Source organism: Zoogloea sp. (genome assembly GCF_041908905.1).
Classification (GTDB): Bacteria; Pseudomonadota; Gammaproteobacteria; order Burkholderiales; family Rhodocyclaceae; genus Zoogloea.
The window spans coordinates 41,504-61,649 of sequence record NZ_JAYREK010000021.1 but is presented as its reverse complement, the minus strand read 5'-3'; the positions used below and the strand labels follow the sequence as shown (position 1 = coordinate 61,649).

Genomic DNA, 20,146 nt, shown 5'->3' with positions numbered 1-20,146 from the left:
ATCCCGAACAGGACCGTGAAACGAGACCGCGCCAATGATAGTGCACACCCGTGCGTGAAAGTAGGTCATCGTCAGACTAACCCCATGCAAACCCCCTGCAGCAAACGCTGCAGGGGGTTTCGCTTTTTAAGATAAAAAAGTGGAGAAAGTCGCAGGTGCTCTCTCCAGAAGTCCTGGGTTGTTGTGCGCTGGGACGAAAGTTGCCTGTCGAGGTCTGTCGAGAAAAGAGGTTTTTTTGATTACGATCGACTATGAGAGCTTTACGCCATTGATGTCCCTGGTGGGCGGATGCTTCATTGGCCTGGCCGCGAGCATCCTGTTTCTCGCGTGTCGTCGTATTGCGGGCATCAGTGGTATCTTCGGTGAGGCATTGATGGGGCAGGCCATGCAGGCCGGTGGCTGGCGGCTGCTGTTTCTGCTCGGCATGCTGACTGCGCCCTGGCTCATGCCGGGAATGGAGGCGTATCGTCCCCGCTTTGACTTGTCGGTCTGGGGTGTGTTGCTTGCCGGTTTTCTGACGGGTTACGGTACGCGGATGGCGAGCGGATGTACCAGCGGTCATGGTGTTTGCGGCTTGTCCCGGCTGTCACCCCGGTCGTTGGTGGCTGTATTGACGTTCATGGCTGCGGGGATGGTGACGGTTGCCGTCGTACGAGGCGTTTCAGGGGGAGCGGCGTGAAGCCCATGTTGAAGTTGTTGTCGCCATTGTTTTCCGGCCTGATTTTTGGGATCGGACTCCTGCTGTCTGGAATGACCAACCCTTCCAAAGTGCAGGGTTTTCTTGATATTGGCGGCGCCTGGGATCCATCGCTGGCGCTGGTGATGGGGGGCGCCGTGTGTGTCGCTCTGCCGGTTTTTCAATGGGTGATCCGCCGGGAGCCAGACCGCCGCGTGAGTGCCCCGATTGACGGCAAGCTCCTCCTCGGGAGCGCACTGTTTGGAGTCGGCTGGGGGTTGTCCGGATATTGTCCGGGGCCTGCATTGGTCGTCGCTGCTCGTGGCAGTGCGTCTGCCTTGGGTTATGTGGCCGCGATGGCGGTAGGCATGATCGTGGCAGGCCGGTTGGGTTCATCTGATCGTTCTGGCGCAGCGCAGGTTTCCAAGTGATGGACAGCGAGCTGCGCCCCCTGCGGATTGCCATCAATGGGTATGGCAGGATCGGGCGTTGTTTCCTGCGTGCCTTGACGGAGTCGGTTTCTAGAAGGAATTTCGTCGTCGTCGCCATCAACGACCCCGCCGATCTGGCGAGCATCGCCTATCTCACCCGCTTCGATTCGACCCATGGTCGGTTTCCGGGGGAGGTAGAGGTCGTCGATGACAGGCTGGTGATCGACGGCGCAGTGATTCCGGTCTTTCATGCCTCGACCCCGGATGGCGTGCCCTGGGCCGAACTGGACGTGGACATCCTGATCGAGGCGTCAGGGCAGTATAGCTATCGTCATCAGCTGGAGGCCTTTCTGACCGCCGGATGCCGTCGCGTGCTGTTGTCTCATCCTGGTCACAGTGCGGCGGATGTGGACCAGACCGTGGTCTATGGCTTCAACGAGACGGTTCTCTGCGGCAAGGAGCGTATCGTTTCGGCCGCCTCGTGCACGACCAATGCGATCGTTCCCGTGCTTGCGCTGCTCGAGGAGGCTTACGGACTCGAGCAGGTCTTGTTGACGACCTTGCATTCGGTGATGAACGATCAGCCACTCATCGACGGCTATCACCATGCGGATTTGCATCGCACGCGGTCGGCCATGCAGTCGATGATTCCGGTGGCGACGGGCCTGGCCAAGGGGGTGGTCCGCTTCCTGCCCATGCTGGAGGGGAAGGTTGAGGCGAAGGCCATCAGGGTTCCTGTCGTCAATGTGTCGGCGATCGATCTCGTGGTGAGCCTGCGTCGCCCGGTGGGAATGGCCGAGGTGTCGGCCCTGCTGCGGGGCGCTTCAGGCGGCTGCGGTTCCGGCAGGATTGCCTTCACGGCGGAGCCACATGCGTCGATCGATTTCAATCACAGCATTCACTCGTCCATCATTGATGGCCAGCAGATTCGTCTCAGCGGTGATCGGATGCTGAACTTCCTGGTCTGGTTTGACAACGAATGGGGTTTTGCCAACCGCATGCTCGACGTGGCGTCGTGTTGGCGAGACCGGATCCGCGCGCAGGTGGCCAGCGCGGCCTGAGCCCGCAGGCTTCGATGTCGCTGGGATCGGTGCGCTCAGTCTCCCCGGGACAGGGCGGGGCGTCGGGCGATCTCGACTTTCAGGTTGATGCCGGCCTTGCCGCGGCGCAGCTCGAAGTCGGCCTTCTGGCCCGGCCGCAACGCGGCGATGGCTTCCAGCATGGACTGGGGATCATTTACCTTGCGCCCATCCACGGTAAGCAGGACGTCGCCGGGCTGAATGCCCGCCCGATCGGCCGGGCTGCCGCGCATGACGCCGGAGATCAGGGTGCCGTCACTGGAGGGCAGCCCGAAAGACTCGGCGAGTTCGCCCGTGATGGCCTGCACTTCGACACCGATCCAGCCGCGGGTGACCGAGCCGGTCTGTATGATCTGTTCCATGACGTTGCGCGCCAGGGAGACGGGTATCGCAAAGCCAATCCCCAGCGAGCCGCCGGTGCGCGAATAAATGGCCGAGTTGATGCCGACGAGGTTGCCGCTGGCGTCGATCAGCGCACCACCCGAGTTGCCGGGATTGATCGCGGCGTCGGTCTGGATGAAGTCCTCGAAGGTGTTGATGCCCAGGTGGGAGCGGCCCAGCGCGGACACGATCCCCATCGTGACGGTCTGCCCCACGCCGAAGGGGTTGCCGATGGCCAGCACGACGTCGCCGACATGCAGCTGGTCGGTATGGCCGAAGGTGATGGCGGGCAGCTTGCCGCCGGATTTGATCTGCAGCACGGCGAGGTCTGATTCGGGGTCGCGTCCCACGATGCGTGCCGGGAGCTTGCGGCCGTTGTTGAGGGCGACCTCGATGTCGTCGGCGCCTTCGATCACGTGGTTGTTGGTCAGGACGTAACCTTCCGGTGACACGATGACGCCGGAGCCGAGCCCGGAGGCGCGTTGCTGGGGCTGGTTGTCGAGCCGGTCGCCAAAGAAATGGCGGAACAGCGGATCGTCCGCAAAGGGATGGCGCTGGGACTTGATTTCCTTGCTGGTGAAGATGTGCACGACCGAAGGCAGGGCCAGGCGGGCGGCATCGGCATAGGAACTGGGCGCCCGGGCGGCGGGGACGCTGCCGGGGGCGATGGCTTCCTGAATGGTGACGGCCGGCGGGGTATTGCGCTCTCCGAGCCAGTCCGGCCGGAGCGTGGTGACCACAAAGAGGATCGCCACCGATATCGTGACCGTCTGAGCAAAGATCATCCACAGGCGATGCATCGTAAAATCTGCCACCGAGAGCGCAGCAATGCGCGTTGAGATAATGCTTGGTTTATAGGGGGCCGCTCATGGAACGAGCCGAATTGTTGCGCTATCTGGATACCCTGCTGGAGGTCGCGCGTTTCAAGGATTATTGCCCAAACGGCTTGCAGGTGGAAGGACGCGGGCAGGTGAGGCGCATCGTTTGCGGTGTGACCGCCAGCCAGGCGCTGCTCGATGCGGCGGTGGCGCGGGGCGCCGACGCGGTGCTGGTGCATCATGGGTATTTCTGGCGGGGCGAGGACGGGCGGGTCACCGGCATGCGCCGGAAGCGTCTGGCGACCCTGATCGGGCATGACATCAACCTGATCGCCTACCACCTGCCCCTTGATGCGCATTCCGAGCTGGGCAACAATGCGCAGCTCGGCAGGCTCATGGGCTGGGAGCCCGACGGGCGTTTCGGTGACCAGGATCTGGGCTGGACGGGCGCCCTGGCCCACCCGCTCAGGCTGGATGTACTGGCCCGGAGCGCTGCTGCCCGGCTTGGGCGGGAGCCCCTGATGCTGGGGGAGGGCAGCCAGGAGGTGCGGCGTGTGGCGTGGTGTACCGGCGGCGCGCAAGGCTTTTTCGAGCAGGCGATCGCCACCGGTGTCGATTGTTTTGTGTCTGGTGAGGTCTCCGAGCAGACGACCCACCTGGCGCGGGAGTCCGGTGTGGCCTATCTGGCGATCGGCCATCATGCCAGCGAGCGTTACGGGGTCCAGGCCCTTGGTGCGCATCTGGCGCGGGAGTTCGGGATCGAAGCGGAGTTCGTCGAGGTGGACAACCCGGTGTGACGCCTGACCAGGGGCGGAGGCTCAGAAGTCGATGCGCAGCTCGGTGTCGGGCTCGGACTTGACCATGGGCTCCAGCGCGGGCTCTTCCGAGGGCGGCTTGTAGGCGCCGAGTTCGCTGTCGAGGATGGACAGCAGCAGCAGCAGCTCCTCGACGACACTTAGGGGGAAACCCTGGCGCGTGCCGTCGCGGTTGTCGCGCAGGATCTGGTGGATGTACGCCTGCGCCTCCTGGGTGCCCCAGAGCTCCTGCAGGCGCTGGATGATGTGGGGCATCTGCTCGACGGAGTCGGCCGGGGCCGTGCGGACGGCCTTGAAGTCGTTCCAGCTCACCATCTTGACGTTGAACGTCTTGTTGAGCTGCCGCGTCAGAGCCTCGAACTCGGCGCGCATGCCGGCGACGTGATAGACGTCGAGCAGCTTGAGCCAGGGTTTGACCGCTTGCCGGGGGTTGTTCCGGATGTAGTCGGCGAGGGTTTCCGCAGCGCCCTGGGTCCGGCCGAAGGACATCATGATCTCGGCCAGTTCGAGGGCGGAGTCCTGTTCGTCCACCGTCTCGTCGAAGGGGATCGGGTGGGGGGGCGCGAAGGTCGGGTCGACCCATTCGGCCGAGGTGTCGGCCGGCGGCATCGGAGCGACGGAGTGCTGGACGGGCGGCATCGCCCGCATCTCGGCCGGTTCCTCGCGTTTCGGTCGGTTGACGGTGGTGTGGGGCGGCGCGCTGGCGCCGATGTCGGTCTCGAAGGCCGGCTCCGTCGTCATCTCGGCTTCCTCGGCCTTCCGGCGGCGACGCATCCAGGCCAGTGCGCCGAGGCCTGCGACGACCGCCGCCACGCCTCCCGCTGCCGGGCCCCACTCCTTGAGGGTGCCGAGGAGGGTGTCCAGGGCGGGGGGCTGTGCGGCGGCGGTCGGGGGGCTGGGCGGAGCGCTCGCCGGCGAGACGGGCTTGTGCTGGTCGAGCTGGGCGACGCGCTCCTTGAGCATCTTCTGATACTCCTCGAGGCGCCGGATCTTTTCGTCGACTTCCAGCTGGGCGGAGATCCGGTCATCGATCTCGGCGAGGGTCCGCTGTTCCTGGCGCAAGGCCTGCCGGGTGCCGTCCGCCTCGTCGCCGCTGGGCGGGCTCGAGAGCAGCAGGCTCATGCGGAGCGGTGCGAGCCCTGCTTCTGCGCCGCTGCCGAGGATCAGGCGGTCTGAGCCCGAGGGCACCGGACGCTGCGCCTGCGGGTGGTCCGACCGGCGCGGTCGCGGCTGCCGGGGGGGCGCCGGCACTGCCAACGAAGCGTGGATCTCCGGGGCGGTGGTGGCGCGGGGGCGTGCCTGCCGCGGCGACGCCGCTGCCGGGGTGCCCACAGGCTGGGCCGGGGCGGCTTCGGGAGGGGAGACGTCGGCGTTTCGCCCCACCGGGGGCTGGAGCAGGATCGGATAGTCACGCCGGACCGGGTTCTCACACCCGAGCTGGACACCGAGCATCGCGATCGGATGGTTCAGTGGCTCGCGGGTGGTGACGATCAGCTTGTTGCCGGCTACCCGGAAGCGGGCGGAGCGGACCCAGGGGAGGTCGTCGTCCGGCGTGCTGGCACGGCGCACGCAAGCCGGATCGAACTCCGCACCGCCCATATTGAGCAGTCTGATTTCGGCCCGGAGCGGCTCACCCAGTCTCGACCCGGCGGTCAGGTCGCCCAACCCCACTGCCCCGGCGGAGAGGCTCCCCAGGGAGATTGGCAGGGCAATGAGCAGGGAAAGCGGCTTGCGCGGACTGTTCATCAAGAGTGAGTGGTCGCTCCGGCGCGAAGTGCCGGTGTTGACTGGGTTGGCCGGGGCAGGATCAATCAAGCATGCGTGTAAACGGCAAAGCTACAGTATTCTAAAGAAGTTTGGGCACTGTCGCCGGATCTTGTCGGCTGTGAATTGCGCCCTTGTGTTGCGCGCGAGACCTCTGACGCGCCTTTTTACGAATTTTGTCTTCTTTCGATTTGCCATGCCACTCTCCCTGCCTAAAGTTGCCCGCTCGCGTGCCCACCTCCGTCGGATCGAGGTGGAGGGGTTTCTCCGCGAGGACGGTTTGCTCGAACTGGATGCCCGTCTCACCGACCTGAAGGACAGGGACATGCAGCTGGCCTCCGGCCTGCGCAAGCACGGAGATCCACTGCATGATCTGATGGTTCGGGTGACGCTCGACAAGAACTTCTCGATCATCGACGTGGAGGCCTGCTCCGACTGGGTTCCCTATCCCGGCGCCTGCGACACCATCGGGCCGGCCTATCGGCGGCTGGTCGGGCTCAACCTGCTGCGCGGATTCCGGCGCACGGTGAGCGAGATGTTCGCCGATGTGCGGGGGTGCTCCCACCTCACCGAGCTGCTGTTTTCCTTGCCGACCGCGGCGATCCAGACCTTCGCCACCTTTCGCCGCGAGAACGACGACAGCGGCGATAAGCCGTTCCAGCTCGACCGCTGCCACGCCCTCGAGACGAGTTCGCCAACCGTTCTGCAGTACTACCCGCGCTGGTACCGCGAGCCGACCGATGCGTGATGGGCGTACCCGCGCCCGGCAGGCCAGCGCGAAAGAGGTTGAACGCGATGTTTTGTGTATAATTTATAATTACAGGCGCTGAGTACGGTCTTGCCCGGATGTTCCGGGCACGGTCGTGTAGGCTTGTCTCCCGGGAGCGGATGCCGACGCCGGCAGGCTTCCAGGGTGCAGGGCGGTGTCTGCGTTGGACGAGGGAGAACGGCGCAGACGTCGCGGAGCCTCAAGGGCTCCGAAGAGTCCCATCAACCAAGCGTAAGCGGCCGTACAGGCTAAGACTTCGATCGAAGGGCAACCATGAAAATTCATGAGTATCAGGCAAAAGAACTACTGAGGAAGTATGGCGTCGTCACGCCGCGGGGCTTCCACTGCATTTCCGTCGATGCGGCGGTCAAGGCTGCCGAAGATCTCGGCGGCAAGGTCTGGGTCGTGAAGGCCCAGATCCACGCGGGCGGCCGCGGCAAGGGCGGCGGTGTCAAGCTGGCCCGTTCGCTCGACGAAGTGCGGACCAACGCCGAAGCCATCCTCGGCATGCAGCTGGTGACCCACCAGACCGGCCCGGAAGGCCAGAAGGTGCGCAACCTGCTGATCGAGGAAGGCGCCGACATCAAAAAAGAATACTACGTCGCCGTGCTCACCGATCGTGCCACCCAGAAGGTTGCCGTGATGGCTTCCTCCGAAGGCGGTATGGACATCGAGGAAGTCGCCCACAGCACGCCCGAGAAGATCCTGAAGGAATTCGTGGATCCGCTGGTCGGTCTGACCGACGCCCAGGCCGAGATCCTGGCTCGCGGTATCGGCGTTCCGGAGGCCTCCGTCGCCTTCGCCGTCGACACCCTGAAGAAGCTCTACACCTGCTACATGGAAACCGATGCTTCCCTGGCGGAAATCAACCCGCTGATCCTGGAAGGCAACGGCACCATCAAGGCTCTGGACGCCAAGTTCAACTTCGACTCCAACGCCCTCTACCGTCACCCCGAGATCGTCGACATGCGCGACCTCGATGAAGAAGACGCCGACGAGATCGAAGCCTCCAAGTTCGATCTGGCCTACATCTCCCTCGACGGCAACATCGGCTGCCTCGTGAACGGTGCCGGTCTGGCCATGGCCACCATGGACACCATCAAGCTGTTCGGTGCCGAGCCGGCCAACTTCCTCGACGTGGGCGGCGGCGCCACCACCGAGAAGGTGACCGAAGCCTTCAAGATCATGCTCAAGAACCCCAAGGTCAAGGGCATTCTCGTCAACATCTTCGGCGGCATCATGCGCTGCGACACCATCGCCACCGGCGTGGTCACCGCGGCCCGTGAAGTGCATCTGTCGGTTCCGCTGGTCGTCCGCATGAAGGGCACCAACGAAGACATCGGCAAGCAGATCCTGCGTGATTCGGGCCTCCCGATCATTGCTGCCGACACCATGGCCGAAGCGGCCCAGAAGATCGTCGACGCGGTCAAGTAAGGAGTTACCGAATGTCCATCCTGATCAACAAAGACACCAAGGTCATCACCCAGGGCATCACCGGCAAGACCGGTCAGTTCCACACCGAAAAGTGCATCGAGTACGCCAACGGCAAGAACTGCTTCGTCGCCGGCGTCAACCCGAAGAAGGCCGGCGAGAAGATCCTCGACGTGCCCATCTACGGTTCCGTCAAGGAAGCCGCTGCCGAAACCGGTGCCACCGTCTCCGTGATCTACGTGCCGCCCGCTGGCGCCGCTGCCGCGATCTGGGAAGCCGTCGAGGCCGACCTGGATCTGGCGATCTGCATCACCGAAGGCATTCCGGTCCGCGACATGCTGGAAGTGCGCAACAAGATGAAGGCCAAGGAAGCCGCCGGTGGCAAGAAGACCCTGCTGCTCGGCCCGAACTGCCCCGGCCTCATCACCCCCGATGAAATCAAGATCGGCATCATGCCGGGCCACATCCACCGCAAGGGTCGCATCGGCGTGGTTTCCCGCTCCGGCACCCTGACCTACGAAGCCGTCGCCCAGCTGACCGAAATCGGTCTGGGCCAGTCTTCCGCCGTCGGCATCGGTGGTGACCCGATCAACGGTCTGAAGCACATCGACGTGATGCGCATGTTCAACGACGACCCCGACACCGATGCCGTCATCATGATTGGCGAAATCGGCGGCCCGGACGAAGCCGAAGCGGCCATGTGGTGCAAGGCCAACATGAAGAAGCCGATCGTCGGCTTCATCGCTGGCGTCACCGCGCCGGCCGGCAAGCGCATGGGCCACGCTGGCGCGCTGATCTCCGGCGGTGCCGACACCGCCGACGCCAAGCTCGCCATCATGGAAGAGTGCGGCTTCAAGGTCACCCGCAACCCGTCCGAAATGGGCAAGCTGCTGAAGGCCATGCTGTAAGCGGCTTCACGCCTGCTCCCGACCGCGCCCGAGGCAGCCGCCTCCGGCGCGGTTTTTCTTTGTGGACCGGGATGGGCGATGGCTCGCGTCAGGCTCCGGTTTGGGGCGTGAAGCACTATGCCGGTGCGGTCACGGGGAGGCGAGTCTCTTTTTTGGGGGGCTGGGTTGGCGGCCGGAGCCTGGCGGGTCCGCCTGGCGTGCCGTATGGCAGACGCCCGGCTCTTGTGGCCCGGTTATTGCTAGGTATTGGTTGGCCGGCCTGGTTGCGGGCCGGCCTGATCAGGCGATCCGACTTGGAGGGCGTCCATTTCCGATGAGCGATCTCATCGGTGATGCGACGCCCGCTTTTTCGAGCGTCGCCGCTGGCGCTTACTTGAGCGGGAAGCCCAGGCGGTGGAGGGCCTCCACCAGTCGGTCGCGCCCGCTCAGCGCGCCGGCGTCGCGGATGCGTTTGGCGGAGTGATTCGACCAGGTGCCGCGGACCTTCATCCCCTGGCTGGCGTAGAACGCGCTCATGGCTCCGTCGTATTGGGCGAGCCCGTCATCCTGGGCGGGCAGGGAATAGCGCTCCTGGTGCAGCACCACGGATTGCGGCGGGCGCGGCTTGACGCTGGCCTGCGCCTGCGGGTCCGGCGTGCCGACGCAGAGGCCGAACACGGCGATCACTCGCGGTGGCAGGGCCAGTTCGGCGGCGACGGCCTCGGGCTGGTTGCGCATGCCGCCAATGTAAACGGTGCCCAGCCCGAGGGACTCGGCGGCGGCCACCGCGTTCTGGGCGGCCAGGGCGGCGTCGATCACGCCGACTTCGAGCATTTCGAGGTAATCCAGCCCGGCGCAGGCTTCGCCGACCTTGCCGGCGACCCGCTCCAGGCGGGCCAGGTCGGCCAGCCAGACGAGGAGCAGCGGGGCCTGGCGGATATGTTCCTGCTCGCCGGCCAGGCTGGCGAGCCGGCTCTTGCGCTCTGTGTCCCGCACCGCGACGACGCTCCAGGCCTGCAGGTTGGAGGAGCTTGCTGCCGACTGGGCGGCCGCGATGATGGCGGAGAGGGTGTCGTCGCTGACCGGGTCGGGCAGGTAGGCGCGCACCGAACGGTGGGCGAGGAGCTGATCGATCAGGGCCGAGCCGGCGCTCGGCACCGTGACCTCGGGCGACCCGTAACGGGCCTGGTAGAGGGAGACGCGGGTGTTCATCAGGGTTCCTGGGGTGATTCCGGTGAGGCCGGCAGGGCCGGCGGGCAACCGGAATTCTACGCCCGGAGCGCCCCTCAGCGTGGCGGCAGGAAGGCCGGCCGGCCCAGCGCGGCATAGCCGGCGTCGATCTCCTCGACGACGACCCGCCAGATGGGTTTGACGAAGAAGCGCAGCCGGTTGATGACATCGGTGGCGTTCATCATCGAGGGTACGCGGATGCCGCGGTGCTCGACCGGGCCGCCGATCTGGGTGATCCGCACGCCGAGCTTGGCGAAGTGGTCGGCCAGCCTCGGCTCGGTTAGCATGAACAGGGTTTCCACGCCCTCGCGCTTCGCGAGGGCGATCACCGCCAGGTAGAGGCCGATCGGGATGTAGGGGAAGCGGGGCTGATCCTTGGTGCCGAAGTCGTCGTCGCTGAGGGCCAGCGCCGTCTTGGTCTCACCCTTCCGGCGCCGGTACTGGGCGCGGACCGCGAGGCGCGAAACCTCGGCGATCGTGTGCCGCGGCAGGCGGGCCGGGTCGATGATCGAGCGGTCGAGGGTGGCCCGGCAGGTGTGCTCGAAGGGCAGCGGAAAATCCGGGTCTTCCGGGCGGGCGAGCACCAGACGGTTGCAACCGACCAGGGTGGACGGATCGTTCGAGCTGCGCAGCAGGCAGTGCAGGCTGTGCCGGTCGTATTCGTCGGTTTCGCGGCGGTCGGGGCGTACGGGCTCGAAGGCGAGCTCCTCGCAGTACACCTCGTGGCGGATTCCGTAGACGGCATCGCGCAGCGTGTCGCTGAACGCGGCTTCGACCTGGAAGTATTTGCGGAAGCCTTCGCCCAGGCTGAACCTATCGAGTAAGGACATGGCTAGAAGGCCCTTTATGTGTCAGTTCAAACGTTCTGCCTCAAGGCATCTACGACCGGAATGCGCGAGACCTTGAATGCAGGGTAGACCGAGGCCAGCACCGTGGCGATGAAACCGACGAAGAACGCACCGATCACCGTCGCGGGGACGATCCGGATGAAGGCCATGTAGCCGATGTTCGCATTGGGCGGGGGCGGCATCGAGATGCCGATGGCCGAGATGACCAGCGCCAGCAGCATGCCCAGCAGGGCGCCTGCCACGGCGCCGACCAGGCCGAGGATCGTGCATTCGACGAGGATCAGCCGGATGATGTCCCGGTGGCGGTTGCCCAGCGCCTGCATGGTGCCGAACTCGCCCTGGCGCTCGAAGACGCTCATGTTGACGCTGTTGGTCACCGACAGCAGCACCATCAGCAGGATGATCAGGCGCAGCACCCCGAACTGGGCATCGTAGAGCTGCACGGATTTGTCGTAGAAGTCGGACAGGGTGCGCCAGCTGCGCAGGTCGAAGGAGGTGCCGCTGAATTCGGCGTTCAGCCTGGCGAGCATCTGGTCGGTGTCTTCGGTGCGGTGGAGCGCCACCACGATCTGGTTGACGCCCTTCACCTGCAGCAGCTCCTGGGTGGCCGCCAGCGGAATGCGCACCGCGCGGGCGTCGAACTCCTTGGAGAAGCTCTGGAAGATGCCCACCACCCGGAAGTCGAGGGTGTTCATCGCGCCTTCGGCGGCGTTCATGACCAGGGTTACGGAGTCGCCGGGCTTGAGGCCGAGGGAGTGGGCCACGCCCTGGCCGACGAGCACGCCGTCGGTGTCCTGGTCGCGGAGCTGCTGGCCTTCGACGATCTTGAGCAGGCTGCCGAGCTTCGCCTCCTTGTCGGGCTCGACGCCCTCGCCGATGATGGGCAGGTCGCGCCGGCCGTTGTTGAGCAGGCCGGCAAAATACACGCGGCCCATCACCGCATCGACCTCGGGGTGGGCGGAGATCTTCTTTGCGATCTCCTCGGGCTTGTCGATCAGGAAGCGTTCCGGGTAGCGGCTTCCCTTCTCGAGGAAGTCCGGCTTGAACAGCTGCAGGTGTCCGGTCTGGGAATGGATGATGGTTTCGCCGAGCTGGATGAAGATGTCGGCGACGAAGCCCCCCGCCAGCACCAGGCTCACCACCCCGAACATGATCGCGGCGAGGGTCATGCCGGTGCGGAACTTCTGGCGGAGGATGTTGCGCACCGCGAGCTTCACGGTGGCGGCATAGACCGGGGTCGCGGCGTGGCGCTGCGGACGCGGGCTGCTTTGCGGGGCGTTGTCGACGTGCATGGCAATCGAGGGGCTGCGTGAGTGGGTTGCCGGACCATGCCGGGGCAGGGGCGGACGGGCCCGTTGGCCTGAGCCGCTCTCGGCCGGCATGCTCCATGCGGCTGGCTGGCCGAACTATCGTATGATACTGCTTCCCCGTGTGACGGATACAGGTTGCATGTCTCCAGCCAAAAAACCCTTTCGCTATGAAGAAGCCTTCTCCCGCAACATCGGGTGGGTGACCGAAGCCGAGCAGGCGGCCCTGCGCGGTAAGCGGATCGCGATTGCCGGAGCCGGCGGCGTCGGCGGCGTCCATCTGCTGACCCTCGCGCGGCTGGGGGTCGGTGCGTTCACGATCGCCGACATGGACCGCTTCGACCTCGTCAACTTCAACCGCCAGGCCGGCGCGATGATGTCCACCCTCGACCGTCCCAAGGTCGAGGTGATGGCCGAGATGGCTCGGGACATCAACCCCGAGCTCGACATCCGCATCTTTCCAGGCGGCGTCAATGAGGCCAACCTGGGCGATTTCCTGGACGGCGTCGACGTCTACGTGGACGGCCTCGACTTCTTCGCCTTCAAGGCCCGCCGGGACACCTTCAAGGCCTGCCACGAGCGCGGCATCCCGGCCGTCACCGCGGCCCCGCTGGGTATGGGGACGGCGGTGCTGTCCTTCCTGCCCGGCCACATGAGCTTCGAGGAGTACTTCCGCTTCGAGGGCTGCGACGAGGACGAAATGGCGGTCCGCTTCGTGCTCGGGCTGTCGCCGGCGATGCTCAACCGCGGCTACCTGGCCGACCCGTCGCGGGTGAACTTCTCCGAGCGGCGTGGTCCCAGCACGGGGGCCGCCTGCCAGCTGTGTGCCGGGGTGGCTGCCGTCGAGGTGCTCAAGATCCTCCTCGGCCGCGGCAAGGTGCTGTGCGCCCCCTGGGGCTTCCAGTTCGACGCCTACCGCAACCGCTACGTGAAAACCTGGCGGCCGGGCGGCAACCGCAACCCGCTTCAGCAGATCGGCCTGTTCATCGCGCGCCGCCAGTTGCGCGCGATGCGCCGCTGAAGCCCTCCGGAGACTTCTCCATGGCCAGTCGCGAAACCCTCCTCAAGATCCTCGACCTGGCCCGCTGGGCCCCCAGTGGCGACAACACCCAGCCCTGGCGCTTCGAGATCGCGGGCGACGACCATCTCGTCGTGCATGGCAGCGACACCCGTGATTGGTGTCTCTACGATTTCAACGGCCACGCCAGCCACATGGCCCATGGCGCGCTGCTCGAAACCCTGCGCATCGCCGCCACCGGCGAGGGGCTGGCGGCCAGCTGGGCGTTGCGGGTCGGCTCGCCTGAGCGGGCGCCGGTGTTCGATGTCCGTCTCGAGGCCCGGCCGGGCATCGCCCCCGACCCGCTGCTGCCTTACATCGAGTCCCGCGTCGTGCAGCGCCGCGCGATGCGCACCACGCCCCTCAGCCCGGCCCAGCGGGCCGCGCTGGCGGCGGCGCCCGGCCCGGGCTACTCCGCCCAGTTCTTCGAGTCCTCCGCGGAGCGCAAGGCGGTGGCGGGTTTCCTGTGGCGCAGCGCCTACCTGCGCCTGATCTGCCCCGAGGCTTACCCGGTGCACAAGGAGATCATCGAGTGGCGCACCCGCTTCAGCAAGGATCGCATCCCCGAGCAGGCGGTGGGCGTCGATCCCGCCACGGCCCGCCTGATGGAGTGGGTGATGGCCAGCTGGGGGCGGGTCAAGTTCTTCAATACCTACCTGTTCGGCACCATCGCGCCGCGGGTCCAGCTCGACTACATTCCGGCGCGGGCCTGTGCCGCCCACGTGCTGATCCGCGCCGACGTGCCCGCCCGGAGCATCGAGGACCACGTCCGCGGCGGTGTCGCGCTGCAGCGGGTGTGGCTGACGGCGGCCGCGGTCGGCCTGCACCTGCAGCCCCAGATGACGCCGCTGATCTTTCGCTGGTATGCCCGCCAGGGCAAGTCGTTCTCGGCATTGCCCGAGATCGCCCAGGGGGCCCTCGCGCTGGCCGAGGAGTTCGAGCGCCTGGGCGGCTTCGGGCCGGAGCAGGGGCTCACCTTCTTCTGCCGTGTCGGGGTGTCCGATCCGCCCCGTTCGCGGTCGCTGCGCAAGGGGCTCGATGAGCTGATGCAGCCTGCCCCGTGAGCCACGCCCATCACGATCATGCCCACCACGGGCATGGTCACCACCAGCACCAGGCCGCGCCCGCTGGCTGGAACCGGGCCTTCGCGCTGGGCATCGCCCTCAACCTGGGCTTCGTTGTCGTCGAGGGGGTATATGGCTGGCTGTCGGGCTCCCTGGCGCTGCTCGCCGATGCGGGGCACAACCTCTCCGACGTGGCCGGGCTGGTGCTGGCCTGGGGGGCGTCCCTCGCCGGCGGCCTGCGCCCGACCCACCGGCGCACCTACGGCTGGATGCGCGCCTCGATCCTGGCGGCCCTGGCCAACGCGCTGTTGCTGATCTTCGCGATGGGCGCGCTGGCCTTCGAGGCGGTGCAGCGCCTGCAGGCGCCCGAGCCGGTGGCGGGCGGGACGGTGATCGTCGTGGCGGCGGTCGGAGTGCTGGTCAATGGCCTCACCGCCTGGCTGTTCATGGCGGGCAGCCAGACCGATCTCAACATCCGCGGCGCCTTCCTGCACATGGCGGGGGACGCGCTGGTGTCGCTGGGGGTGGTCGCGGCGGGCCTGCTGTACCTGCAGTTCGGCTGGGGCTGGCTTGACCCGCTGGTGAGCCTGGCCATCGCGGTGGTGATCGTGCTCGGCACCTGGAGCCTGTTCCGCCAGTCGCTGCACCTCGCCTTCGACGGCGTGCCGGAGGGCATCGATCTCGTCGAGGTGCACGCCTGGCTGCTCGCCAAGCCCGGGGTCGTCGACGTACACGACCTCCACGTGTGGGCGCTCGGCACCTCCGACGTGGCCCTCACCGCCCACCTGGTGATGCCCGCCGGCCATCCGGGCGATGCCTTCGTGGTGGCGCTGGCCGAGGGCCTCGCCCACCGTTTCCACATCAACCATCCCACCATCCAGATCGAGCTGGACGGCATCGACGACGGCTGTGTCCGGCCGACCCGGCTGCCGCCGCCCGGCGGCGCCTCAGCCTGAGCGGCGGGCCAGGAAGCGGTCGAGCGCGGCGCCGAAGGCCTGCCGGTCGCCGTTACCCAGGGCCGCCGGGCCGCCCGTCTGCACGCCGCTCTCCCGCAGCCCCTCCATAAAGTTTCGCATCGCCAGGTGTTCGGCGATGTTGGCGGACGAGTACATCTCGCCCCGCGGGTTGAGGGCATGGGCCTGGCGCCCCAGCACCGCGGCGGCGAGCGGGATGTCGGCGGTGATCACCAGGTCGCCCGCGCGACCCGCTCGGCGATGTGGCGGTCGGCCACGTCGAAGCCCGCGGGCACCTGGATCGCCCGGATGAAACGCGACGGTGGCGTGCGCAGCATGCGGTTGGCCACCAGGATGGTGGCGATGCCGAGGCGTTCGGCGGCGCGGAAGACGATGTCCTTGATGACCGTCGGGCAGGCGTCGGCGTCGATCCAGATCTGCATGAGCTTTACGGATGGTGGTGGGAGGGGCGCAGTGTAACCCGCGCGGGCTGGCGGCATTGCAGCCCGGCCGCCGTGTCGGCGTGCATTGCTGCACTGCAATAAATTCGTGCTACATTCACGCCATGACAAGCCGGCACGTACCGGCATGCGAGGAGACAAGGCGTATCGGCGGACGGCGGGAAGGGCGCAGCAGGCGCCGGGCCGCTCCGGATCGGCCCGCGGGCGCGCCGCCCCGGGGCAACAGTTGTGGTCTTCTCATCATGAATCGTTCTCTCCAACACCGGGCGCTGGCCGACGCCGCGCCCCTGACGCCGGCCGCGGCGTCATCCCGCGGTGGGGCTGCCGCTGCACCGGCCGCCGCGGTTCAGGCCTCCCGCCCCCGCATGGCTCGCCGGAGCCGCTGGCCGGCCCGGCTGGACCTGCTGCAGAGCGCGTCGGGCCTGTTCCTCGCGCTGTTCCTCGTCGCCCATATGTTCTTCGTGTCGAGCATCCTGATCAGCCAGGACGCCTTCTACAGCGTCGCCCGCTTCTTCGAGGCCGGCTGGCTGTTCGGCACGCCACAGCCGTGGGTCGTCTCCTGCGTGGTGGGGGGGGTGCTGGCGGTGTTCGTGCTGCACGCCTGGCTGGCGATGCGCAAGTTTCCGGCCAGCTTCCGCCAGTACAAGGCCTTCTCCGCCCACAAGGCGCAGCTGCGCCACGCCGACACCGGCCTGTGGTGGATCCAGCTGTGGACGGGCTTCGCGCTGTTCTTTCTTGGCACCGTGCACCTGTATGGCATGCTCACCCAGCCGGCGGCGATCGGCCCCTACGAGTCCGCCGACCGCATCTGGACCGGCACCCTGTGGCCCTTGTATCTGATCCTGCTGTTCATGGTCGAGGTGCATGGCAGCATCGGCCTCTACCGCCTGGCCCTCAAGTGGGGCTGGCTGGAAGGGCGCGACCCGGCCGCCACGCGGCGACGCCTGCGCGTGGTGAAGACCGGCTTCAGCCTGTTCTTCCTGGGGCTCGGGCTGGTCACGCTGCTGGCCTACATCCAGCTCGGCATCGCCCACGCCGACCGGGCCGGCGAGCCCTACGTGCCGGAGTCCGTGCCCGCGGCGCTGGCGGGTGGCGCCGATGCGGCGCCGGCGATCAGCCTGCGGGGGCGCTGAACATGCGCATTGTTTACACCGATGTCCTCGTCGTCGGGGGCGGGCTGGCGGGGCTGCGGGCGGCGGTGGGCGCCCGGCGTCGCGGCCACGAGGTGATCATCCTCAGCCTGGTGCCGCCCAAGCGCTCCCACTCGGCGGCGGCCCAGGGCGGCATGCAGGCCAGCCTCGGCAACACCGCCCGGGGCGCCGGCGACAACGAGGACGTGCACTTTGAAGACACCGTGCGCGGCTCCGACTGGGGCTGCGACCAGGAGGTGGCGCGGCTGTTCGCCCACACTGCGCCCCAGGCCGTGCGCGAGCTGGCCGCCTGGGGTGTGCCCTGGAACCGCGTCCAGGCCGGCGAGCGGGAGGTGGTGGTGGATGGCCGGCGGGTCAGCCTCGCGGAGCGGCCCGAGGCCCACGGCCTGATCGCCGCCCGCGATTTTGGCGGCACCAAGAAGTGGCGCACCTGCTTCGTCTCCGACGGCACCGGCCACGCCATGCTCTACGCGGTGAGCGACCAGGCGGTGGCCGAATCCATCCCCGTCCATGAGCGCTGCGAGGCCATCGCGCTGATCCACGACGCGGGCCGCTGCCATGGCGCCATCGTGCGCAACCTGGTCACCGGCGAGCTGTCGGCCTACATCGCCCGCGCCACCTGCATCGCCACCGGCGGCTTCGGGCGGATCTACCGGGTGACGTCGAACGCCGTCATCAATGAAGGCATCGGCGCGGCGATCGCCCTCGAGACCGGCATCGCCGAGCTGGGCAACATGGAGGCGGTGCAGTTTCACCCGACCACCATCGTGCCGGCGGGCATCCTCGTCACCGAAGGCTGCCGGGGTGACGGCGGCCTGCTGCGCGACGCCGCCGGCCACCGCTTCATGCCCGACTACGAGCCCGAGAAGAAGGAGCTCGCCTCCCGCGACGTGGTGTCGCGCCGCATGGAGGAGCACATCCGCGCCGGCCACGGCGTCAAGGGCCGCTTCGGCGAGCACCTGTGGCTGGACATCACCCTGCTCGGCAAGGCCCACATCGACGGCCGCCTGCGCGAGGTGAAGGAGATCTGCCAGCACTTCCTCGGCATCGACCCGTCCCGCGACCTGATCCCGGTGCGGCCGGCCCAGCATTACTCGATGGGCGGCATCCGCACCGACGCCTCCGGCCAGTCCACCCGGCTCGCCGGGCTGTTCGCCTGTGGCGAGGCGGCCTGCTGGGACCTGCACGGCTTCAACCGGCTGGGCGGCAACTCGGTGGCCGAGACGGTGGTGGCGGGGATGATCGTCGGCGAGACGATGGCCGACTTCGTGGAATCTTCCGCGGGCGACCTGCAGGTTTCCACCGCCCTCGTGCGGGAGTTCCTCGAACGGGAACAGGCCCGGATCGACACTCTCCTCCACGGCGACGGCAGCGAGAACGCCGCGGCGCTGATGGCCCGCATGCAGGAGATCATGACCGACAAGGTGGGCATCTTCCGCCGGGGCGACCTGCTCGAATCCGCCGTCGAGGAACTGCAGCACCTGCTCGTCAGGAGCCGCAGCATCGGTATCGCAACCCGGCGGCCCGGCGCCAACCCGGAGCTGGTCACCGCCTACCGGGTGCAGAAGATGTTGAAACTCGCCCTCTGCGTGGCCCATGGCGCCCTCCAGCGCACCGAGAGCCGCGGCGCCCACTACCGGGAAGACCACCCCCGGCGCAACGACGCCGACTGGCTCAAGCGCACCCTGGCTCGCTGGCCCGATGCCGGCCAGACCCTGCCGACCCTGGCCTACGAGCCCCTCGACGTCTCGCGCATGGAGCTGCCCCCCGGCTGGCGCGGCTACGGCGCCAAGGACGCCATCGCCCACCCGGCCACCGAGGCCCGCGCCGCCGAGATCGCCGCGATCCGCGCAGCCCTCGGCGACGCCGACCGCCATACCGTGCAGCACGCCCTGATGCCCTTCGAACATCTGCTCCCGGAGCCCTTCCGGGGCCGCAATCAAAGGCTCGGAGACACACCGTGAACGCCCCCCTGTCCCACGTCCGCACCCTCACCCTGTCGATCGCCGCTGAAGACGATGGGCAGCACGAATTCGAACTCATCGAGACCGAAGGCATGACCGTGCTGTGCGCCCTCAGGCAACTGGGCGACGCCCTCCCGCCCACCCTCGGCGAGGCCTTCGTGTGCCACGCCGGCGCCTGCAACACATGCAGCGTGCTGATCGACGGCTGGCCCGGCGTGCCGTGCACCACCTTCGTCCGTGACCTGGGCGGGCGCATCCGCGTCGCCCCGGGCCACCATGCCCAGGGTTGGGATGGCCTGCGCAACGTCGTGCGGGGAGGGCATTGATGAGCGCCGCCGCCAAGCCCCGCAGCCTCACCCTGCGCATCCTGCGCAGCGCCCCGGGTGAAGCACCCCGCTGGCAGGACTTCTCGATTGAAGAAGGCGAGGGCATGACCCTCTTCATCGCCCTCAACGAGGTGCGCCAGAACCTCGACCCCTCGCTGCAGTTCGATTTCGTGTGTCGCGCCGGCATCTGCGGTAGCTGCGGGATGCTCATCGACGGTCGCCCCGGTCTGGCCTGCCGGACCCTCACCAAGGACCTCGGCGCCACCATCACGCTGGCGCCGCTGCCAGTTTTCGAGCTGATCGGCGACCTGTCGGTGAACACCGGCAAGTGGATGCGCGGCACCGCCGAGCGCCTCGAGACCTGGATCCACAGCCAGCAGGAGCCGGACCTCACTGCGGTCGAGGCGCCGATGGAGCCCGTGCTCGCCGAAGCCATCTACGAGCTAGACCGCTGCATCGAGTGCGGCTGCTGCGTGGCCGGCTGCGGCACCCTGCGGATGCGCGAGGATTTCGTCGGCGCCATCGGCCTCAACAAGATCGCCCGCTTCCGCCTCGACCCCCGGGACGCGCGCAGCGACGAGGATTTCTATGAGCTGATCGGCGACGACACCGGCGTGTTCGGCTGCATGAGCCTGCTCGGCTGCCACGACGTCTGCCCCAAGGGCCTGCCCCTGCAGACCCAGATCGCCTTCCTGCGCCGCAAGATGGCGGTGGTCGGGCTCAAGTAGCCCGGC

At 67.2% G+C, this 20,146-nt stretch carries 19 protein-coding genes and 1 pseudogene; 14 read left to right on the top strand and 6 right to left on the bottom strand.

Going from position 1 to position 20,146, the window contains the following annotated elements:
- The first annotated feature begins 235 nt into the window (after nt 1-235).
- The 3 genes from ACE3OU_RS12420 to ACE3OU_RS12410 are packed head-to-tail and all read left to right on the top strand — an operon-like array spanning nt 236 to nt 2,168.
- The gene (locus tag ACE3OU_RS12420; RefSeq protein ID WP_374241868.1) at nt 236-679 is read left to right on the top strand and encodes a YeeE/YedE family protein; all 444 of its coding nucleotides are present in this window, start codon (nt 236-238) and stop codon (nt 677-679) included.
- 5 nt (nt 680-684) lie between these two features.
- Nucleotides 685-1,107 (top strand): DUF6691 family protein, encoded by a 423-nt coding sequence (locus tag ACE3OU_RS12415; protein WP_374241867.1) that lies wholly within the window; start codon nt 685-687, stop codon nt 1,105-1,107.
- Complete coding sequence (locus tag ACE3OU_RS12410; protein WP_374241866.1) at nt 1,107-2,168, top strand: type I glyceraldehyde-3-phosphate dehydrogenase; 1,062 nt, start codon at nt 1,107-1,109, stop codon at nt 2,166-2,168. Before ACE3OU_RS12415 ends, ACE3OU_RS12410 begins: the two co-directional genes overlap by 1 nt.
- A 35-nt stretch (nt 2,169-2,203) precedes the next feature.
- On the opposite strand, the gene ACE3OU_RS12405 is transcribed toward ACE3OU_RS12410, so the two are convergent.
- Nucleotides 2,204-3,367, bottom strand: coding sequence for a Do family serine endopeptidase (locus tag ACE3OU_RS12405; protein WP_374241865.1), 1,164 nt, complete (start codon nt 3,365-3,367; stop codon nt 2,204-2,206).
- A gap of 68 nt (nt 3,368-3,435) precedes the next feature.
- On the opposite strand from ACE3OU_RS12405, the gene ACE3OU_RS12400 reads away from it, so the two are divergent.
- Nucleotides 3,436-4,182 carry a Nif3-like dinuclear metal center hexameric protein gene (locus tag ACE3OU_RS12400; protein ID WP_374241864.1) on the top strand — a complete coding sequence of 249 codons (747 nt, stop codon included), beginning with the start codon at nt 3,436-3,438 and terminating at the stop codon, nt 4,180-4,182.
- A gap of 21 nt (nt 4,183-4,203) precedes the next feature.
- Here the strand turns inward: ACE3OU_RS12400 and ACE3OU_RS12395 are convergent, their stop codons facing one another.
- On the bottom strand, nt 4,204-5,769 hold the full coding sequence (locus ACE3OU_RS12395; RefSeq protein ID WP_374241863.1) for a FimV family protein: 1,566 nt from the start codon (nt 5,767-5,769) through the stop codon (nt 4,204-4,206).
- Nucleotides 5,770-6,160: 391 nt separating this feature from the next.
- Between ACE3OU_RS12395 and ACE3OU_RS12390 the strand changes: the two genes are divergently transcribed.
- From ACE3OU_RS12390 to sucD, 3 genes are all read left to right on the top strand, one after another.
- A complete protein-coding gene (locus ACE3OU_RS12390) occupies nt 6,161-6,712 on the top strand; it encodes a DUF2889 domain-containing protein (RefSeq protein WP_374241862.1) in 552 nt (183 codons plus the stop codon).
- Between the two features lie 294 nt (nt 6,713-7,006).
- Nucleotides 7,007-8,167 (top strand): ADP-forming succinate--CoA ligase subunit beta, encoded by a 1,161-nt coding sequence (gene sucC / locus ACE3OU_RS12385; protein ID WP_299907238.1) that lies wholly within the window; start codon nt 7,007-7,009, stop codon nt 8,165-8,167.
- A gap of 11 nt (nt 8,168-8,178) precedes the next feature.
- Entirely contained in the window at nt 8,179-9,072 is an 894-nt protein-coding gene (sucD, locus tag ACE3OU_RS12380) for a succinate--CoA ligase subunit alpha (RefSeq protein ID WP_153162753.1), read from the top strand.
- A gap of 369 nt (nt 9,073-9,441) precedes the next feature.
- Here the strand turns inward: sucD and ACE3OU_RS12375 are convergent, their stop codons facing one another.
- The 3 genes from ACE3OU_RS12375 to ACE3OU_RS12365 all read right to left on the bottom strand — a co-directional run bounded on the left by ACE3OU_RS12375 (nt 9,442) and on the right by ACE3OU_RS12365 (nt 12,421).
- Nucleotides 9,442-10,263: an NADPH-dependent oxidoreductase gene (locus ACE3OU_RS12375; RefSeq protein ID WP_374241861.1), complete on the bottom strand. Its 822-nt coding sequence runs from the start codon at nt 10,261-10,263 to the stop codon at nt 9,442-9,444.
- Between the two features lie 74 nt (nt 10,264-10,337).
- Entirely contained in the window at nt 10,338-11,111 is a 774-nt protein-coding gene (locus ACE3OU_RS12370; protein ID WP_374241860.1) for a PEP-CTERM/exosortase system-associated acyltransferase, read from the bottom strand.
- A 26-nt stretch (nt 11,112-11,137) separates the two neighbouring features.
- Nucleotides 11,138-12,421, bottom strand: coding sequence for an ABC transporter permease (locus ACE3OU_RS12365; RefSeq protein WP_374241859.1), 1,284 nt, complete (start codon nt 12,419-12,421; stop codon nt 11,138-11,140).
- Nucleotides 12,422-12,578: 157 nt separating this feature from the next.
- Here ACE3OU_RS12365 and ACE3OU_RS12360 point away from each other — a divergent pair, with 157 nt between their 5' ends.
- The 3 genes from ACE3OU_RS12360 to ACE3OU_RS12350 are packed head-to-tail and all read left to right on the top strand — an operon-like array spanning nt 12,579 to nt 15,513.
- A complete protein-coding gene (locus tag ACE3OU_RS12360) occupies nt 12,579-13,457 on the top strand; it encodes a ThiF family adenylyltransferase (RefSeq protein WP_374241858.1) in 879 nt (292 codons plus the stop codon).
- Between the two features lie 20 nt (nt 13,458-13,477).
- Nucleotides 13,478-14,557 carry a nitroreductase family protein gene (locus ACE3OU_RS12355; protein ID WP_374241857.1) on the top strand — a complete coding sequence of 360 codons (1,080 nt, stop codon included), beginning with the start codon at nt 13,478-13,480 and terminating at the stop codon, nt 14,555-14,557.
- The gene (locus ACE3OU_RS12350) at nt 14,554-15,513 is read left to right on the top strand and encodes a cation diffusion facilitator family transporter (protein WP_374241856.1); all 960 of its coding nucleotides are present in this window, start codon (nt 14,554-14,556) and stop codon (nt 15,511-15,513) included. Before ACE3OU_RS12355 ends, ACE3OU_RS12350 begins: the two co-directional genes overlap by 4 nt.
- Here the strand turns inward: ACE3OU_RS12350 and ACE3OU_RS12345 are convergent.
- Nucleotides 15,505-15,953, bottom strand: a pseudogene (locus ACE3OU_RS12345) (YaiI/YqxD family protein). The gene ACE3OU_RS12350 and the pseudogene ACE3OU_RS12345 sit on opposite strands and share 9 nt — an antisense overlap.
- Nucleotides 15,954-16,213: 260 nt before the next feature.
- On the opposite strand from ACE3OU_RS12345, the gene ACE3OU_RS12340 reads away from it, so the two are divergent.
- Genes ACE3OU_RS12340 through ACE3OU_RS12325 form a run of 4 tightly spaced genes read left to right on the top strand, consistent with a single transcriptional unit; the run spans nt 16,214 to nt 20,140 of the window.
- Nucleotides 16,214-17,104, top strand: coding sequence for a fumarate reductase cytochrome b subunit (locus ACE3OU_RS12340; RefSeq protein ID WP_374241855.1), 891 nt, complete (start codon nt 16,214-16,216; stop codon nt 17,102-17,104).
- A gap of 2 nt (nt 17,105-17,106) precedes the next feature.
- A complete protein-coding gene (locus ACE3OU_RS12335) occupies nt 17,107-19,086 on the top strand; it encodes a fumarate reductase flavoprotein subunit (protein ID WP_374241854.1) in 1,980 nt (659 codons plus the stop codon).
- Nucleotides 19,083-19,412 carry a 2Fe-2S iron-sulfur cluster-binding protein gene (locus ACE3OU_RS12330; protein ID WP_374241853.1) on the top strand — a complete coding sequence of 110 codons (330 nt, stop codon included), beginning with the start codon at nt 19,083-19,085 and terminating at the stop codon, nt 19,410-19,412. The genes ACE3OU_RS12335 and ACE3OU_RS12330 overlap by 4 nt, the downstream gene beginning before the upstream one ends.
- Nucleotides 19,412-20,140, top strand: a complete 729-nt coding sequence (locus tag ACE3OU_RS12325; protein WP_374241852.1) for a fumarate reductase iron-sulfur subunit — start codon at nt 19,412-19,414, stop codon at nt 20,138-20,140. The genes ACE3OU_RS12330 and ACE3OU_RS12325 overlap by 1 nt, the downstream gene beginning before the upstream one ends.
- Nucleotides 20,141-20,146 lie beyond the last annotated feature (6 nt).

Bases quoted from the DNA above. Each gene is read 5' to 3' on its own strand.
- ACE3OU_RS12415 (WP_374241867.1), top strand. From the start codon at position 685: ATGTTGAAGTTGTTGTCGCCATTGTTTTCCGGCCTGATTTTTGGGATC.
- ACE3OU_RS12410 (WP_374241866.1), top strand. From the start codon at position 1,107: ATGGACAGCGAGCTGCGCCCCCTGCGGATTGCCATCAATGGGTATGGC.
- ACE3OU_RS12405 (WP_374241865.1), bottom strand. From the start codon at position 3,367: ATGCATCGCCTGTGGATGATCTTTGCTCAGACGGTCACGATATCGGTG.
- ACE3OU_RS12400 (WP_374241864.1), top strand. From the start codon at position 3,436: ATGGAACGAGCCGAATTGTTGCGCTATCTGGATACCCTGCTGGAGGTC.
- ACE3OU_RS12390 (WP_374241862.1), top strand. From the start codon at position 6,161: ATGCCACTCTCCCTGCCTAAAGTTGCCCGCTCGCGTGCCCACCTCCGT.
- sucC (WP_299907238.1), top strand. From the start codon at position 7,007: ATGAAAATTCATGAGTATCAGGCAAAAGAACTACTGAGGAAGTATGGC.
- sucD (WP_153162753.1), top strand. From the start codon at position 8,179: ATGTCCATCCTGATCAACAAAGACACCAAGGTCATCACCCAGGGCATC.
- ACE3OU_RS12375 (WP_374241861.1), bottom strand. From the start codon at position 10,263: ATGAACACCCGCGTCTCCCTCTACCAGGCCCGTTACGGGTCGCCCGAG.
- ACE3OU_RS12370 (WP_374241860.1), bottom strand. From the start codon at position 11,111: ATGTCCTTACTCGATAGGTTCAGCCTGGGCGAAGGCTTCCGCAAATAC.
- ACE3OU_RS12365 (WP_374241859.1), bottom strand. From the start codon at position 12,421: ATGCACGTCGACAACGCCCCGCAAAGCAGCCCGCGTCCGCAGCGCCAC.
- ACE3OU_RS12360 (WP_374241858.1), top strand. From the start codon at position 12,579: ATGTCTCCAGCCAAAAAACCCTTTCGCTATGAAGAAGCCTTCTCCCGC.
- ACE3OU_RS12355 (WP_374241857.1), top strand. From the start codon at position 13,478: ATGGCCAGTCGCGAAACCCTCCTCAAGATCCTCGACCTGGCCCGCTGG.
- ACE3OU_RS12340 (WP_374241855.1), top strand. From the start codon at position 16,214: ATGAATCGTTCTCTCCAACACCGGGCGCTGGCCGACGCCGCGCCCCTG.
- ACE3OU_RS12335 (WP_374241854.1), top strand. From the start codon at position 17,107: ATGCGCATTGTTTACACCGATGTCCTCGTCGTCGGGGGCGGGCTGGCG.
- ACE3OU_RS12325 (WP_374241852.1), top strand. From the start codon at position 19,412: ATGAGCGCCGCCGCCAAGCCCCGCAGCCTCACCCTGCGCATCCTGCGC.